The following is a 14,388-nucleotide window of genomic DNA, read 5'->3' on the forward strand; positions in this document are numbered from 1 at the left end:
GAAAGCGATATAGGATTGTACCTGCTCGCCAAGCTTAAGCAATCTTTGTCATTAAAAATCCCGGAAGTGCCTTTTTCATTTAAGTGGTTTGGTTTTCCTGACCTTATGAGGCAAAATCAGGGCAAAGCATTTTCTTTTTATAGATAACAGATAAGAGGCATGGCGTATGTTTACTGGTATTGTTCAAGGCACCGCGCCAGTGGTTGCCATCGAGGAAAAATCCAACTTCCGTACCCATGTGGTGGAAATGCCAAGCGAGCTATTGCCAGAGTTAGCTTTAGGTGCTTCTGTCGCCCACAATGGCTGCTGTCTAACCGTGACAGAAGTTAATGGAAATCGGGTCAGTTTTGATTTAATGAAAGAGACGCTGCGCATTACTAATCTTGGCGATATTAAAGAGGGAGATGTTGTTAATTTGGAGCGGGCTGCTAAATTCAGTGATGAAATTGGTGGGCACCTTATGTCCGGCCATATTATGTGCACTGCGGAAATAGCCAAGATTTACACCTCAGAAAATAATCGTCAGATTTGGTTTCGCATGCCGAGCGACGATTTAATGAAATATGTGCTACATAAAGGTTTCATCGGTATTGATGGTATCAGTCTGACCATTGGTGAGGTTGTCGGTAACCGTTTTTGTGTCCATTTAATTCCGGAAACGTTGGCGCGTACCACATTGGGTAAAAAACGTTTAGGGCACAGAGTAAATATAGAGATAGACCCACAAACACAGGCAGTAGTGGATACGGTCGAACGGGTTCTGGCACAGCGTGATATTGCTCATGCAGCAGCGGCGGCTGAAAAAGCTATTCGGGGATAACACCGAATAAAATAAGGCAGGGGGCTGATGCCCGCTGCCTTGGTTACTTAATGCTTTAAAGCATCAACGAGGAACCCGAATACCACCTTCTACCCCATTGGGGCTAAATAACACCTGCCATAATTGAATGTCTCTAGCACGGAATGCGCCAGCACAAGCATTCAGATAATAGCTAAACATCCTTTCAAATCGTGGAGAGTAATTCTCTGCCAAACTTGGCCATGCTGCTTGAAAACGCTCATACCATGCCATTAACGTCCGGTCATAATCTGCACCAAAATTATGCCAATCCTCCATAATGAAATAAGGTTCACTGGCTTGGGCTATATGCCTTACTGACGGTAGACAGCCATTAGGGAAGATATATTTATTGATCCACGGATCAATGCTCAAATCAGTGCGATTAGCACCGATGGTGTGCAACAAGAATAAACCATCAGGTTTTAAATTACGGTTTACCACCTCGAAATAGGTGTGATAATTCTTCGGTCCAACATGTTCGAACATCCCAACAGAAACGATGCGATCGAATTGTTCATTCAAGTCACGATAATCTTGCAGCAAAATAGTGACATCCAACCCTTCACAGCGTTTTTGGGCCAATTTTTGCTGCTCTGCTGAGATAGTGACACCGGAAACCGATACACCGAAATGCCGGGCAGCATAGGCGGCAAGCCCACCCCAGCCACAGCCGATATCGAGCAATTTCATTCCCGGAGCCAATTGCAGCTTCTCGCAAATCATCTGCAATTTATTTTCTTGCGCTTGCTCAAGTGTTGTGGCGTTTTTCCAGTAACCGCAAGAGTATTGCATATTAGGGTCGAGCATAAGGCTAAAGAGGTCATTACCGAGATCGTAATGTTCTTTACCGACAATCCAGGCTCTTTTCTTTGATTGCAAATTGATAATGCGTGCAGCGGCAATTCGTAAAGTATCTTTGAGATGGTGTGGAAGTTGGTTTTCTAGGCCCGCTCTGAGAACTCGCTGGAAGAAAATATCCAGGCGGTCACATTCCCACCAGCCGTCCATATAACTCTCACCTAATGCCAAAGATCCTTCTTGTAATACCCGTTTAAAAAAGTCTGGGTTATTAACTCTAATGTCGAAGGGGCGTGAGCCATTGATTTCAATATCAGCCCGGTTTAGCATTTCTTGTACAATGCGAAACCACGGATTTTCTTGAATACTCTGGTCTTCTATACAGGATGAACTCATAGCTTCTCCATCACTTTCTTCTGACTTATGACCCGCGCAAATTGTCTTATGCGCTGATACATACCAATGAGGTTGTCGTGACCTTGGTGTCTGATGTCCTTGGCGGACATACCCACGGTATTTGAAGTTGCAATGGTCTTGCAGCTCCCATTACTTTGGGTAAAAGAGGAAGATTAAGAAGAAACCCTAATAACACGCTAAGTTAGGGTAACTCATCCATAAGAGTAAATGTGACGCAATCCACGCGCACAGAAAGTGCTTAAGATAATACTTTTTTTTAATGGTACTGTTATCGGTTAAATCGAGTATAGGCTCGCCGGGACGCTTTCTCAATAATAAATCGTTCCCGGCTTGCATGTTCGTTAGTGACTATTTTTATTAGTAATAATGACTCAGTGTGAATATTTTCTTCTTACTTATCATTCGGCTGCTGCCACGTTGGTGTAGCAACACCTTTAATCTTTGCATTCGCACTCACTGCCAAGTGTCTCTCTTGACCTAAAGCGTAGCAATAAATGCCATAACCTAGGGCCGCCAAAAGCACGGTTGAAAGCATCACTGTGACTGTGGCCAATAAGGGTTGGCTGATATAAGCCGAAACCATCATGCTGGCGACAAAACACAAACCGAGCTGAAGGGTATTTTGTAGCGCTGCTGCCTTTCCTGTATTCGCCGGAAAAGGGGTTAAAGCATTTGCTACGATAATAGGGTAGCAGGCACCATTCACTAGCGCCATTAAGCAGAAGGGAATAAGTAAGGTTGTTAATGTCGGAGTCGTTAATGTGGCGATCAGATAGAGTGCTATCATGCTAGCGGCGTAACCACTTAGCAACCAAGGCAACAGTGTATTGCCTTTCATCCGTGTTAGTGCACTACGGCAACCAAAACCACCCAGCAGAAAAGCTAATGTTTGTGGAACATAACTCAAACCTATCGCGTTTGGGCTATACCCCATATCTCCCAGAATAAAGGGTGACCCGGTCAACCAAGCAAAAAAACCTGCGCTACATGCCGCAAAAATCATCACGTTTCCGCTAAAGACCGGTGATTTCAGCAACTGCCAGAAACTAATGGCACTTTTATTTTGTGCTGCCTTATCAGAGGTGGTTTTTTTCCGCTCTTTCAGCAAGGCGGTCGGGATTAGCAATAGAAGTGTCACGGCCAATAACACGACAAAAATTGACCGCCAACTAAAGTGGTTTAAGAGCCATGCACCGAGCAACGGGGCTAGAGCAGGAGACAACGCCACTAAAGGCATAATAGTGGCAAAAACCCGGTTGGCTTTACCGTCCCGATAGCGGTCGATGACTAATGCTTGCCAGCTAACAGCGGCAGAACAGATGCCGACGGCTTGGATAAAACGCAGCACCAATAACTGGGTTGCGGTTTCAACCCACAAAATCCCCAAACAACCAATAGCAAAAAGCCCCAACCCGGCGAGTAACACAGGTTTACGACCCAGTTTATCGGAAATTGGCCCCCAGATAAGTTGAGCGATGGCGAAACCGGCGAGAAAGATACTTAGGCTGGCACTAATGGAGCCGGCAGAGGTTTGCAGTTCTTGCTGCATAGCGCCAAAGGCAGGCAAATACATATCTGTAGCCAGATAGCCCAACATGCTCAAACCAGCCAGATAGAACATGAAACTTGATGACGTCTTCATTCTTTATTTCTCTTTATCATATTTTTTGCAGGTAATTTGCTGTTTTTAGAAATTTTATCATTAGGGATTTATTGCGGGGGCATTCTATACGGCGCGATATTCTGTTGTGAACCGGTAATATTTGCGACATGCTATCAAAAAAATTGATAGCAAACGATTGAGTGAAAAGAGGCAGAAAAAATGTGGTCGGAATATGCGTTGGATGTGGTTGATGCCGTAGCTCGTACGGGGAGCTTCAGTGCAGCCGCCCAAGAATTGCACCGTGTGCCGTCTGCGGTGAGTTATACCGTACGCCAACTGGAAGAGTGGTTGGCAGTTCCGTTGTTTGAACGGCGCCACAGAGACGTGGAGTTGACCCCTGCGGGGCTGGTTTTTATTAAAGAAGCTCGAGATGTTATCAAAAAAATGAATGACACACGCCGTCAGTGCCAGCAAGTGGCGAATGGCTGGCGTGGCCAACTCAATATTGTGGTGGATAAAATAGTCAAACCGCAGCGGAGCCGCCACTTAGTATTAGATTTTTATCGTCATTTCCCTGATGTTGAGTTGCGGGTACGCTATGAAGTGTTTAATGGCGTCTGGGATGCGCTGGTGGATGGGCAGGCTGATATGGCTATTGGTGCAACACGTGCAATCCCGGTGAGAGGGCGGTTTGTGTTTCGTGATATGGGATTCTTGTCATGGCTCTGTGTGGTCAGCATTGACCATCCTCTTGCTCGTTTGACAGGGTCACTGAGTGACGATCAATTACGGCCTTACCCCTCGTTGTGTTTAGAAGACACGGCGAGAAACCTGCCAAAACGGGACACCTGGACGTTGGATAATCAACAGCGATTGGTGGCACCGGATTGGATGACCGGAATTGATTGTTTGTGTGAAGGATTGTGCATTGGCATGGTGCCTGCTCATATGGTGTCGCCTTTGATTGCGCAAGGAAAGTTGACGGTATTAACGTTGGCGGAGCCACTTCCCGATAGCCCATGCTGTTTAACTTGGGAGCAGAATAACCATTCTCCCGCTTTGGCTTGGCTGCTAGATTATTTGGGTGACAGTGTCACGCTAAATGACGAGTGGCTAAGAGACGATAATGCGCAGTTTGGCGAGGGAGTTGAGCAGTAGTGGCCGGTGGCATTGAAAGCTACCGGCCAAAGAGGGTTAACGGCGGTAGTCGCGGTATGGACCGTCAGCCACAGAACGGCGTTCGACCAATTTTGGATGCACCTCAATGGTCTGCGGATCTTCGCGTTTGCTGACAATACGATCCAACAACATGGCAAAGGCAGTTTCACCTAATCGCTCTTTGGGTTGGTGAATCGTTGTGAGCGCTGGCGAGAAATAGCGGGCATTACGCACGTTATCATACCCGATCACCGAAATATCTTGCGGCACTCGCAAGCCCAGTTCATCAGCTGCGCATATTGCGCCCATGGCCATAATATCTCCACCACAGAATACGGCGGTAGGGCGATGTTTTTGCGTTAGAATCTGATGCATGGCTTTATAGCCCGATTCGGGTTCAAAATCGCCCTGGACCACCCACTCATCACGCAGCGTGATGTTGGCCTCCTCTAAAGCTTTCAGAAAACCTTGATGGCGGCCCCCGCCGGTATTTCGCGACAGTTGGCCGGGGATGGCTCCAATATCACGATGACCGCGCTCAATCAGATAACGGCCTGCTAAATAGCCGCCTTCAAATGCATTATCAATGATTGAATCGGTAAAATCACCGCGCGCAGTGCCCCAATCCATCACCACCATGGGGATATTGCGATAATCTTCCAGCATCCCTAATAGTTGTTCTGGATATTCAGAACACATTACTAATAGGCCATCGACACGTTTTTGCGCCAGCATGGCCAGATACGCTTTTTGCTTATCCAGATTATTATGAGAGTTACATAAAATCAGGGTATAGCCCTTGCTATAACAGCTATTTTCAACCGCTTCGATCACTTCAGCAAAATAGGGCGCTTCACTGGATGTTGCCAGCAAACCAATTGACTTTGTGTGATTGACTTTCAAACTGCGAGCCACAGCACTGGGCGAATAATGCAATTCTTTAATTGCCGCCCACACGGCAGCCTTGGTGTTTTCGGCGACGAAACGAGTTTTATTGATCACGTGCGAAACGGTGGTGGTGGACACACCCGCATGTTTGGCCACATCTTTAATCGTTGCCATAAAAAAATAACTCCTAAGCTTACCTGTTACAGCAGGTAAGTATTATGTTAATCGTTTGCCTGCATGACTCGAAAACCGCTCAGACAGAAACATGATAGTAGGCTGGATAGTTGAATCCGCTGATTGTCTGAGAGTATTTATTGGACGTTATTAGTCGGTATGCAGTTATGAACTGCGAATTTTGTCTGATCTGGAGGAAAAGGGGAAGAGCTAATCAATGTTATAAAGTGCGTAATGAGCACAAGATTTTTTTTCCTAACTGTGGGAAAATAATTTAACGCACTAATTATGTGCCTTTTCCCTACTAAAACTAACCGGCTGAGGAGTATTTATGGATACCAATCTGAAAATGTCGCTGATTACGACTGTTGGCGCGCTGGCGATGATTATTGTCTTTAGCTTCGTGGCGGTCATGAATTAATTAAACCGCTTGCCGGTGTGAAGTGCTAAGTAGGGCGGATAATTCCGCCCTTAATTATTTTTACAATATCAGGCTAAATTCTTCTCGACGAAGGACCAGTTAACCAGTGCCCAGAAGTTCTCCAGATATTTTGGTCGTGCGTTGCGATAATCGATGTAATAGGCGTGTTCCCACACATCAACAGTCAACAATGGTTTATCAGCAGTTGTCAGTGGCGTGGCAGCATTTGATGTGCTGACAATTGCCAGCTTACCATCTGCTTTTTTTACCAGCCATGTCCAGCCTGCGCCAAAATTTTTCACTGCCGCATCAGTAAACTGCGCCTTAAATTCAGCAAAAGAACCAAACGATTGATTAATGGCATCCGCCACTTTGCCGGTCGGTTCACCGCCACCATTAGGGGATAGGCAATGCCAGTAAAAGGTGTGGTTCCAGACTTGGGCCGCATTATTAAAGATACCGCCACTGGAAGTTTTCACGATCTCTTCCAACGTCTTACCAGCAAATTCAGTATCTTTAATCAGATTATTGAGGTTAACCACATAGGTGTTGTGGTGCTTACCGTAATGGTATTCCAGGGTTTCAGCCGAAATATGCGGTTCTAGCGCATTTTGTGCATAAGGTAATGCAGGTAATTCAAAAGACATAGCTCTCTCCTTTCGGGGTTGCTCAGGGTGTTTGCTCCTCAAATCCGATCATTAGCAGTAGCCATGATGTGGCGAAGAGCGGTAAAAACGTAATTGTTATACTTTTGTTGTGGGTATTAATCTTAACAACTTTCGGCAGGAATGACAGAAATAACCACACTCTTGAATGGGTGATTGCACGAAAGTTAAACACATTATGTAATGTGATTGATGAGGGCACAAAGATGTGGACACCCGATAGATTTACCGGGTGTCAGCGAAAAAGTTAGCGGATGGTTTTGGGGGTCACTACACGCCGCGCCCCTACATAATGATCTTGCCAGTAGTCGTTATTCATCATGCTGATACGGATTTCTTCACCTGTCCGTGGGGACTGAATGAACTTGCCATTACCTAAATAAACACCAACATGATCCGCTACACCGCGATTAGCAATATTGAAGAACACCAAATCGCCACTTTCTAATTCTGCGCGCTTAACCGGTGCAGCATCACGCAAGTGATACATTTCATTGGCAGTACGAGGCATTTTTATTCTGATGACATCTTTGTAGGCGTAATAAATTAGGCCACTGCAATCAAAACCCGTATTAGGGGAGGAGCCACCCCAGCGATAAGGTTTACCGACTTGTTTCATCAGTTTACTCATGGCGGTCTGCTTGGCGTGTTGGTAGCGCTTTTTATGTGCGGGGCTGAGTTTTATCTTATTATTTGCGGCTAATTCCGTACCTGCTTTACCTTGTGCTTTATTTCTATGTCGGCCATAGGCGACTTTTTCTGTTTTTTTGACCGCCACTTTTTTTATGGTTGCGGTTTTAATGTTTGTTTTTTTGCTTGCAGTGACTTTATTACCGGACGGTTTACTGACTTCTTGTGTTTTCTTCTTGGCAGTTTTGCCAGTGGAAGCCGCTATTTTCTTTTTATCATTATTGGTTGCTGTTTTATTCTCGCTATTTTTGTTGGCGGTAGTTTTATTGTTAGCAACTTTGGCTTTCTTTATGCTTTTATCTGCTTTACGTTTTTTACGATCATCAGGGCTGGCTTGACTCACTTGGCCCTTCTTTTGCTCAGCAGAGACGTGAGCCTGCGGCGACGCATGCGCCAGATTTAGAAATAGCTGGGTAAACAGCAGCACAAACAGCGTAAGTAATAAACGCATAATAACGCTACCAACCTTGGCCCTGAGATGAATATGAAGAGTCACAGTATTGCCGAAACTCCGGATATAAAAAAGCAGAGAGCTATGGGTTTTTAATCGATATTGTGAGAAAACGTTAATGGCATCGCAATTGTTGTTTTTTCACGCGTCAAATGGCCTTAAATCAACCATACGTCAACGAGTTAACTGCCACGTATTTCAGACATCCCATACAGAAGATAATAATGAAGTGATGGGATCAAAAATGTTATTATAAATGCACATATTTGTAGCTGACAATATAACCATTTAGATACAGAGTAAAGCCCCTGCAAAAGATGGCGTTTTATTCCTGTCGTGACAGTCGCTACAATGGGCTGTACGCAATAATTAAATTGAGTAATAAGTATTGTAGCCACAGGGCTTGAGGAAGCAAGAAATGACGACGATTGATAAAATTCAGCGCCAGATAGCGGAAAACCCAATCCTGCTTTATATGAAGGGTTCACCTAAGCTGCCAAACTGCGGTTTCTCTGCTCAGGCTGTGCAGGCGTTATCCGCGTGCGGCGAACGTTTTGCTTACGTTGATATTCTGCAAAACCCAGACATTCGCGCTGAACTGCCAAAATATGCCAATTGGCCAACATTCCCGCAACTGTGGGTTGATGGTGAATTGGTTGGCGGTTGCGATATTCTGATGGAAATGTATCAGCGCGGCGAACTGCAACAGTTACTGAAAGAAACTGCTGATAAATACCGTTCGGAAGAAGAAAAACCAACGGCAGAGTAATGTGTTACGGGTGAATGCAGCAATAAAAAAGGTGGCTTGTCGGCCACCTTTTTTTATCGAAAAATATCTACCTATCTGTAGAGTTACTCTGATTCGCCCGCAGGTACTGGCCAGCCACCCAGTTTTTTCCAACGATTGACCAACTCACAGAATAATTTTGCGGTTTGCATGGTGTCGTATAGGGCGGAGTGTGCCTGGCTGCTATCAAACGGGATGCCTGCAGTTAGACAGGCTTTTGCCAGCACGGTTTGCCCCAGCACAAGCCCACTCAGGGCTGCGGTGTCAAACGTGGCGAAAGGATGGAACGGATTGCGCTTCAGACTGGCGCGCTCGGCCGCTGCCATGACAAAGCTGTGATCAAAATGGGCGTTATGCGCGACAATAATTGCCCGATTACAGCCTTGGTCTTTCAAACCCTTACGTACCGCTTTGAAAATGGCATGCAAAGCATCATATTCACTGACTGCACCACGCAAAGGATTGGTGGGGTCTATTCCGTTAAATGCCAATGCTTCGGGCTGTAAATTAGCACCTTCAAACGGTTCTACGTGAAAATGCAATGTTTCATCAGGCAACAACCAGCCATCCTTGTTCATCTGCAAGGTGACGGCGGCAATTTCTAACAATGCGTCAGTTTTAGCATTAAAACCGGCAGTTTCCACATCAATTACTACTGGGTAATACCCACGAAAACGGCCACTCAGGGCGTTAAGGTCACTTTTATCTGCCATCAGTTTCTTATCTTCATCGAATTCAGCGCGCATTATGTCAAATTTTGGCGCGAGATGCAGGGGGATATCGCGATGAGAAAAAGGCACCTTACCGGTGCCTTTCAGTTAATCAGTTTCCGAGGCCGTGTCCGGCACTCTTATTCTCGATTAACTCGATTTTGTAGCCGTCGGGATCTTCAACAAATGCAATGACAGTATTACCGCCTTTGACGGGGCCTGCTTCGCGAGTCACTTTGCCACCCGCACGACGAATTTGATCGCAAGTAGCGGCAACATCGTCCACACCCAGCGCCAAGTGACCGAATGCTGTCCCCATCTCGTAGCTGTCTACACCCCAGTTATAAGTCAGTTCGATAACTGAACCTTCGCTCTCGTCGCTGTAACCGACGAATGCCAGCGAGTATTTATACTCAGTATTTTCGCTGGTACGTAATAAACGCATCCCTAATACTTTGGTGTAGAAATCAATAGAGCGTTGCAGGTCCCCGACACGGATCATGGTATGGAGTAAGCGCATTTACAAAGCCCCTTATAATCAATAAGTTAAATTCACAAGTAATGATAAATCAAAACTAATTTATTATCATATAGCAATATTGCCATACTCACTACCCTGACAATCTTTTACAGCTAAAAAACAAAACAGCCAGTGAGAGTGTTAATCTAACTGGCTGTTAGTTATCAGTTTAAATCAGTTAACGATTACAGTGTTGGGTAGTCGGTGTAGCCCTTAGCACCACCACCGTAGAAAGTCTCACCATCAGGCTCGTTCAGTGGTGCATTTTGTTGTAGGCGAGCCACTAAATCAGGGTTGGCAATATAGCTACGACCAAAAGCAACAGCATCAATAAAGCCTTTCTCTATCAGATTTTCGGCTTTTTCTGCTGTATATGCGCCAGCACCGACAATCACACCATTGAAACGGGCACGCACGGCATCGCGGAATGCATCTGAGTAAGGCTTACCACCGGCCCAATCTGGCTCGGAAATGTGTAGATAAGCAATGTGACGTTTATTGAGTTCGTCAATCAGATATAGTGCTGCCTCTTCTTGATCCTCACCGTTATCCAGACCATTGAACGGGCCGAGTGGTGAGATTCGAATACCAATATGTTCCGCTCCCCATTCAGCGGCAGTGGCATCAACCACTTCCAGAGTCAGACGGGTACGGTTTTCAATGCTGCCACCGTATTGGTCGGTACGCTGGTTTGAGGCTGGCGACATAAATTGATGCAGTAAGTAGCCATGAGCGGCATGCAGTTCTACATAGTCAAATCCTGCCTCACGAGCATTGGCAGTTGCCTGACGGAAATCATTGATGATGCCAGGAATTTCTTCGGTTTCCAGTGCGCGTGGAGTCGAGCAGGGAACACGTACCCAAGCACCGTTTTCATCACGTACGGTGGTACGGGTATCGGCGGCAATAGCCGAGGGGGCGATGGGGGCTTGTTGGCCCGGTTGCAGGCTGTTATGTGAAATACGACCCACATGCCATAACTGTACGGCAATGTGTCCACCTTCTTCATGCACTGCTTGAGTGATTTCTTTCCACGCGTTTAACTGCTCTTGCGTGTGTAACCCCGGAGCACCGGCATAGCCTTTCGCTTGGAAAGAAACCTGAGTGGCTTCAGTAATAATCAAACCAGCGCTGGCCCGTTGACGATAGTATTCAGCCATCAAAGGGGTTGGGATATCACCCGGCTCGATACTGCGTAAGCGAGTCAGTGGTGCCATAAATACGCGATTTGGCAAAGTGAGCGCGCCAACTTTCAAAGGGGAGAACAGTTTAGCAGTTGTCATGGTGCGTCCTATATTAATAGACCAGTCAACTAGTGACTGGGTAAATCCTGAATATAAAATAAATACATTTCAAGATCATTGGGTTATTAGCTTATTAAGCAGGTTGCAAAATCAGTTCGATACTTTCCAGCGCACAAGTCAGCGGAGCAACCGATCGTTTCACTTTGGCGCGTAGCGAAGCACCAAGCCATAAGGCATAGAGTGTTTCCGCTGTTGCAGCAGGGGAAAGCGTAATGCGTAGCGAGCCTTCTTCAATACCGGCTTCGATGGCATCTTGCAAACGACCAATCACGCGAGCAGTACCCATATCCAGCGCATGGCGCATAGGTTCGGATAAATCACTCACTTCGGCTGAAAGTTTAACCGCCAGACAAGCATTGTGGCATTCACTGCCACAATAGTTAGCAATAGCTTGAGCAAAATAGTGCAGTAAATGGTGACGCTTATCCCCTTGTGAGCCGGTTAGTAGGCTCTCCATCTGCGCGTCATAACGATCAAAATAACGCTGTAGCATCGCCTCACCGAAAACTTCCTTTGAACGGAAATAATGATAAAACGAGCCTTTGGGGATACCCGCGGTTGTCAATAACAAACTGAGTCCCATGCCATTAAAACCAAGGCGTAGGCTAAGGCTCTCACCAGTTGCTAATAAATGCTCGCGGGTGTCTACATGTGTGTGCTGTATTTTGTTCATGCTCAGAAGCGTAATAGACCGATCGGTCTAGGTCAAGAAAAAAATGCCAGCAGAGGAGCATGCTGGCATCAATATTAAACGTTATCAATGGTTTAAACGCACTTCCTATTTACTGATTTGGCATGCGACATTTTTGTAGTAAATCCATTTCAGACTGATATTCAGTAGTTTGAATATTCAGCATGCCCAATATCGTGTGGAAGAGATTGTCATGGGACACCTCATCATGCTGCGCGCTGTCGGAGAGGCATTGGCGGTTAATGCCATAGTTTTTTGTGTATTCAGGAGACAACCACATTAAGAAAGGTATGTGTGTTTGTTGACTAGGAGCGAACATATAAGGTGTGCCATGCAAATACATGCCATTTTCGCCCAAAGACTCGCCATGATCAGAGAGATAGACCAGTGCAGTATTAAACTTATTGTTGTGTTGTTGCAGTAACTTAATGGTGCTATCCAACATCGCATCGGTATAAAGAATAGAATTGTCGTAGGTATTCACCAGCTCTTGTGGAGTGCAATCCTGAATTTGGTTGCTATCACAGGTTGGGGAAAATTGGCGTATCTCTGGGGAAGAACGGCGGTAATAAGCCGGACCATGACTGCCCATTTGGTGCAATACAATGACTGCATCACCTTGTAGCCCATTGATATAATTATCCAACTTGTAGAGTAAGGCGTTATCTAAGCAGACGCCATTCTCACAATCGGTCGTCAATTGCAGTTGAGTCACGTCTTGGTGTGGGACACGATCACAGGCACCTTTACAGCCACCATCATTTTCCCGCCACAAAACATTCAACCCAGCACGCGCCAAAATATCCATTAAACCTTCCTGATGACTGGCTAGGGTTGCATCATAATTTTTGCGCGGCATATTCGAAAACATGCAAGGTACGGAAACCGCAGTTTCGGTTCCACATGAAGATGCCTTTTCAAAGTAGGTCACATTTTGTTTTTGCAAACGTGGATTGGTCTCACGTCCGTAGCCACCCAGTGAGAAGTTCTCCGCCCTGGCTGTTTCGCCTACAACTAAAATAACCAGCGTTTTCTTTTGTTGCCCACTAATGAGTGGGCCTTTGTGAGCATCTTCGCCTATCGTTACCAATGCCATATTACTGGCAAAATATTTATGTTTCGCAAACTGAATACTGCCGCTGACGAAGTTGGACGGTGTTAGCATTTTAACGATGCTTTTATTGTTACGAATCAATGAGGCGTAATCTTTATAAAATAACGCCGCGACCAAAAGAATAATGAGGGCAGATATCAGAATATTTGCCGCGCGCAGCCCCAGCATATACCACCACGGACGGGCAGCACGAATATGCACAAAACAGATAACAATTGCGGGGAGAATGCCTAAAACCAGCAGCCATACCGCCATGCGCGGAGTGAAAAGGGCGGTGGCTTCTTGTGAGTTAGTCTCAAAAGCATTTTGCATCATGTTGGCGTCAATCACGGCGCCGTAGCTGAACATGAAATAATTCGCAGCCGCACTTCCTAGTAGGAATACGATAATGATGGGTTTTCGTAGCAAGGGGACAGCCAGCAAGCTAAAAATGATATTGAGTGCGCAGAAGATAACGAGCGGAATAGTCGCGGCAAAAAAATAACTGTCACTGCTATCAAAGTGAATCAAAGACCAGGCTTTATGGATAAACAGCGCATTTTGAAAGAGTGTAAAAAACAGTGCGCTAGCCAGAATAAAAACCAATCCGTTACACCGTAACTTATATCGTGCATTCATTGTGAAAATAAGACCCTACAGTTCACTAATTGCCGAAATGGTATCGAATGAAACTTAAGAAAACCTTAGCGGTTGAGCGCAGGGTGAAACTGCGGGGAAGGAATTTTCGTGTTGGTAGGAATAGGAGCTTGCCAGCGGCGGTGAAGCAGTCTTCAATTAGGGTATCAACATCAGGAGGCAGAGTGTCTCAGCAACTTGAGTTTTTTGACATCCCTAGCCCGTGCCGCGGTATCTGCCAAACAGATGACCGTGGCTTTTGCCGTGGTTGTATGCGCAGCCGGGAAGAGCGCTTTAATTGGATGAAACTGAGTGACCCGCAAAAGCGGGATGTCCTGCGTCTGTGTCGCCAACGTCTGTTGCGCTTACAGCGCGCTAACAAACAGCCAGACGAACCGCTACCGGAACAACCGTCTTTATTCTAATGCTTCCCAGAATTTTTTAACGTTTCGGGCGATTTCACCTTTCTGATGCCTATTGACCTTGAATTCCTTGTTCAGGGAGGATGATCCTTTTTGTTGGTTGTGTATGCTTGTGAACA

Annotated in this window: 15 protein-coding genes; 5 read left to right on the forward strand and 10 right to left on the reverse strand. The window is 45.8% G+C overall.

Going from position 1 to position 14,388, the window contains the following annotated elements; translation table 11 throughout:
• Positions 1-166: 166 nt before the first annotated feature.
• Positions 167-820: a riboflavin synthase gene (locus ACIOG0_RS10580; protein ID WP_050097579.1), complete on the forward strand. Its 654-nt coding sequence runs from the start codon at positions 167-169 to the stop codon at positions 818-820.
• Between the two features lie 63 nt (positions 821-883).
• Here the strand turns inward: ACIOG0_RS10580 and cfa are convergent, their stop codons facing one another.
• A complete protein-coding gene (gene cfa / locus ACIOG0_RS10585) occupies positions 884-2,035 on the reverse strand; it encodes a cyclopropane fatty acyl phospholipid synthase (RefSeq protein ID WP_050139579.1) in 1,152 nt (383 codons plus the stop codon).
• A gap of 412 nt (positions 2,036-2,447) precedes the next feature.
• Positions 2,448-3,698 carry a purine nucleoside transporter PunC gene (gene punC / locus ACIOG0_RS10590; protein ID WP_235895336.1) on the reverse strand — a complete coding sequence of 417 codons (1,251 nt, stop codon included), beginning with the start codon at positions 3,696-3,698 and terminating at the stop codon, positions 2,448-2,450.
• 180 nt (positions 3,699-3,878) lie between these two features.
• Between punC and punR the strand changes: the two genes are divergently transcribed.
• Positions 3,879-4,817, forward strand: a complete 939-nt coding sequence (punR, locus tag ACIOG0_RS10595; protein ID WP_145582041.1) for a DNA-binding transcriptional activator PunR — start codon at positions 3,879-3,881, stop codon at positions 4,815-4,817.
• Between the two features lie 36 nt (positions 4,818-4,853).
• Here punR and purR read toward each other — a convergent pair whose 3' ends face one another.
• Positions 4,854-5,879, reverse strand: coding sequence for an HTH-type transcriptional repressor PurR (gene purR / locus ACIOG0_RS10600; protein ID WP_050097583.1), 1,026 nt, complete (start codon positions 5,877-5,879; stop codon positions 4,854-4,856).
• A 331-nt stretch (positions 5,880-6,210) separates the two neighbouring features.
• On the opposite strand from purR, the gene ACIOG0_RS10605 reads away from it, so the two are divergent.
• Entirely contained in the window at positions 6,211-6,300 is a 90-nt protein-coding gene (locus tag ACIOG0_RS10605; protein WP_019079325.1) for a YnhF family membrane protein, read from the forward strand.
• Positions 6,301-6,368: 68 nt separating this feature from the next.
• On the opposite strand, the gene sodB is transcribed toward ACIOG0_RS10605, so the two are convergent.
• Both sodB and ACIOG0_RS10615 read right to left on the reverse strand, forming a co-directional pair.
• Complete coding sequence (gene sodB / locus ACIOG0_RS10610; protein ID WP_050097584.1) at positions 6,369-6,947, reverse strand: superoxide dismutase [Fe]; 579 nt, start codon at positions 6,945-6,947, stop codon at positions 6,369-6,371.
• Positions 6,948-7,212: 265 nt separating this feature from the next.
• The gene (locus tag ACIOG0_RS10615) at positions 7,213-8,106 is read right to left on the reverse strand and encodes a C40 family peptidase (protein WP_050139578.1); all 894 of its coding nucleotides are present in this window, start codon (positions 8,104-8,106) and stop codon (positions 7,213-7,215) included.
• Between the two features lie 418 nt (positions 8,107-8,524).
• Between ACIOG0_RS10615 and ACIOG0_RS10620 the strand changes: the two genes are divergently transcribed.
• A complete protein-coding gene (locus ACIOG0_RS10620) occupies positions 8,525-8,875 on the forward strand; it encodes a Grx4 family monothiol glutaredoxin (protein ID WP_050097586.1) in 351 nt (116 codons plus the stop codon).
• A gap of 83 nt (positions 8,876-8,958) precedes the next feature.
• Here the strand turns inward: ACIOG0_RS10620 and rnt are convergent, their stop codons facing one another.
• The 5 genes from rnt to eptA form a co-directional block, all read right to left on the reverse strand.
• A complete protein-coding gene (gene rnt / locus ACIOG0_RS10625) occupies positions 8,959-9,639 on the reverse strand; it encodes a ribonuclease T (RefSeq protein WP_050097754.1) in 681 nt (226 codons plus the stop codon).
• Positions 9,640-9,715: 76 nt separating this feature from the next.
• Complete coding sequence (gene gloA, locus ACIOG0_RS10630; RefSeq protein ID WP_050097587.1) at positions 9,716-10,123, reverse strand: lactoylglutathione lyase; 408 nt, start codon at positions 10,121-10,123, stop codon at positions 9,716-9,718.
• A 185-nt stretch (positions 10,124-10,308) separates the two neighbouring features.
• On the reverse strand, positions 10,309-11,406 hold the full coding sequence (locus tag ACIOG0_RS10635; RefSeq protein WP_128451693.1) for an alkene reductase: 1,098 nt from the start codon (positions 11,404-11,406) through the stop codon (positions 10,309-10,311).
• 94 nt (positions 11,407-11,500) lie between these two features.
• The gene (locus tag ACIOG0_RS10640) at positions 11,501-12,100 is read right to left on the reverse strand and encodes a TetR/AcrR family transcriptional regulator (protein ID WP_050097589.1); all 600 of its coding nucleotides are present in this window, start codon (positions 12,098-12,100) and stop codon (positions 11,501-11,503) included.
• A 109-nt stretch (positions 12,101-12,209) separates the two neighbouring features.
• Positions 12,210-13,850 carry a phosphoethanolamine transferase EptA gene (gene eptA / locus ACIOG0_RS10645; protein WP_050296259.1) on the reverse strand — a complete coding sequence of 547 codons (1,641 nt, stop codon included), beginning with the start codon at positions 13,848-13,850 and terminating at the stop codon, positions 12,210-12,212.
• A gap of 182 nt (positions 13,851-14,032) precedes the next feature.
• On the opposite strand from eptA, the gene ACIOG0_RS10650 reads away from it, so the two are divergent.
• Positions 14,033-14,272, forward strand: coding sequence for a DUF1289 domain-containing protein (locus ACIOG0_RS10650; RefSeq protein WP_050097591.1), 240 nt, complete (start codon positions 14,033-14,035; stop codon positions 14,270-14,272).
• The last annotated feature ends 116 nt before the right edge of the window (positions 14,273-14,388 follow it).

The sequence above is a fragment of the Yersinia vastinensis genome (genome assembly GCF_044905075.1).
GTDB lineage: Bacteria > Pseudomonadota > Gammaproteobacteria > Enterobacterales > Enterobacteriaceae > Yersinia > Yersinia vastinensis.

What these genes read in the sequence shown, in the direction of transcription:
- sodB (WP_050097584.1), bottom strand. Translation starts at nt 6,947, where the DNA reads ATGTCTTTTGAATTACCTGCATTACCTTATGCACAAAATGCGCTAGAA.
- cfa (WP_050139579.1), bottom strand. Translation starts at nt 2,035, where the DNA reads ATGAGTTCATCCTGTATAGAAGACCAGAGTATTCAAGAAAATCCGTGG.
- rnt (WP_050097754.1), bottom strand. Translation starts at nt 9,639, where the DNA reads ATGCGCGCTGAATTCGATGAAGATAAGAAACTGATGGCAGATAAAAGT.
- ACIOG0_RS10640 (WP_050097589.1), bottom strand. Translation starts at nt 12,100, where the DNA reads ATGAACAAAATACAGCACACACATGTAGACACCCGCGAGCATTTATTA.
- purR (WP_050097583.1), bottom strand. Translation starts at nt 5,879, where the DNA reads ATGGCAACGATTAAAGATGTGGCCAAACATGCGGGTGTGTCCACCACC.
- eptA (WP_050296259.1), bottom strand. Translation starts at nt 13,850, where the DNA reads ATGAATGCACGATATAAGTTACGGTGTAACGGATTGGTTTTTATTCTG.
- ACIOG0_RS10620 (WP_050097586.1), top strand. Translation starts at nt 8,525, where the DNA reads ATGACGACGATTGATAAAATTCAGCGCCAGATAGCGGAAAACCCAATC.
- gloA (WP_050097587.1), bottom strand. Translation starts at nt 10,123, where the DNA reads ATGCGCTTACTCCATACCATGATCCGTGTCGGGGACCTGCAACGCTCT.
- punC (WP_235895336.1), bottom strand. Translation starts at nt 3,698, where the DNA reads ATGAAGACGTCATCAAGTTTCATGTTCTATCTGGCTGGTTTGAGCATG.
- ACIOG0_RS10580 (WP_050097579.1), top strand. Translation starts at nt 167, where the DNA reads ATGTTTACTGGTATTGTTCAAGGCACCGCGCCAGTGGTTGCCATCGAG.
- ACIOG0_RS10605 (WP_019079325.1), top strand. Translation starts at nt 6,211, where the DNA reads ATGGATACCAATCTGAAAATGTCGCTGATTACGACTGTTGGCGCGCTG.
- punR (WP_145582041.1), top strand. Translation starts at nt 3,879, where the DNA reads ATGTGGTCGGAATATGCGTTGGATGTGGTTGATGCCGTAGCTCGTACG.
- ACIOG0_RS10615 (WP_050139578.1), bottom strand. Translation starts at nt 8,106, where the DNA reads ATGCGTTTATTACTTACGCTGTTTGTGCTGCTGTTTACCCAGCTATTT.
- ACIOG0_RS10635 (WP_128451693.1), bottom strand. Translation starts at nt 11,406, where the DNA reads ATGACAACTGCTAAACTGTTCTCCCCTTTGAAAGTTGGCGCGCTCACT.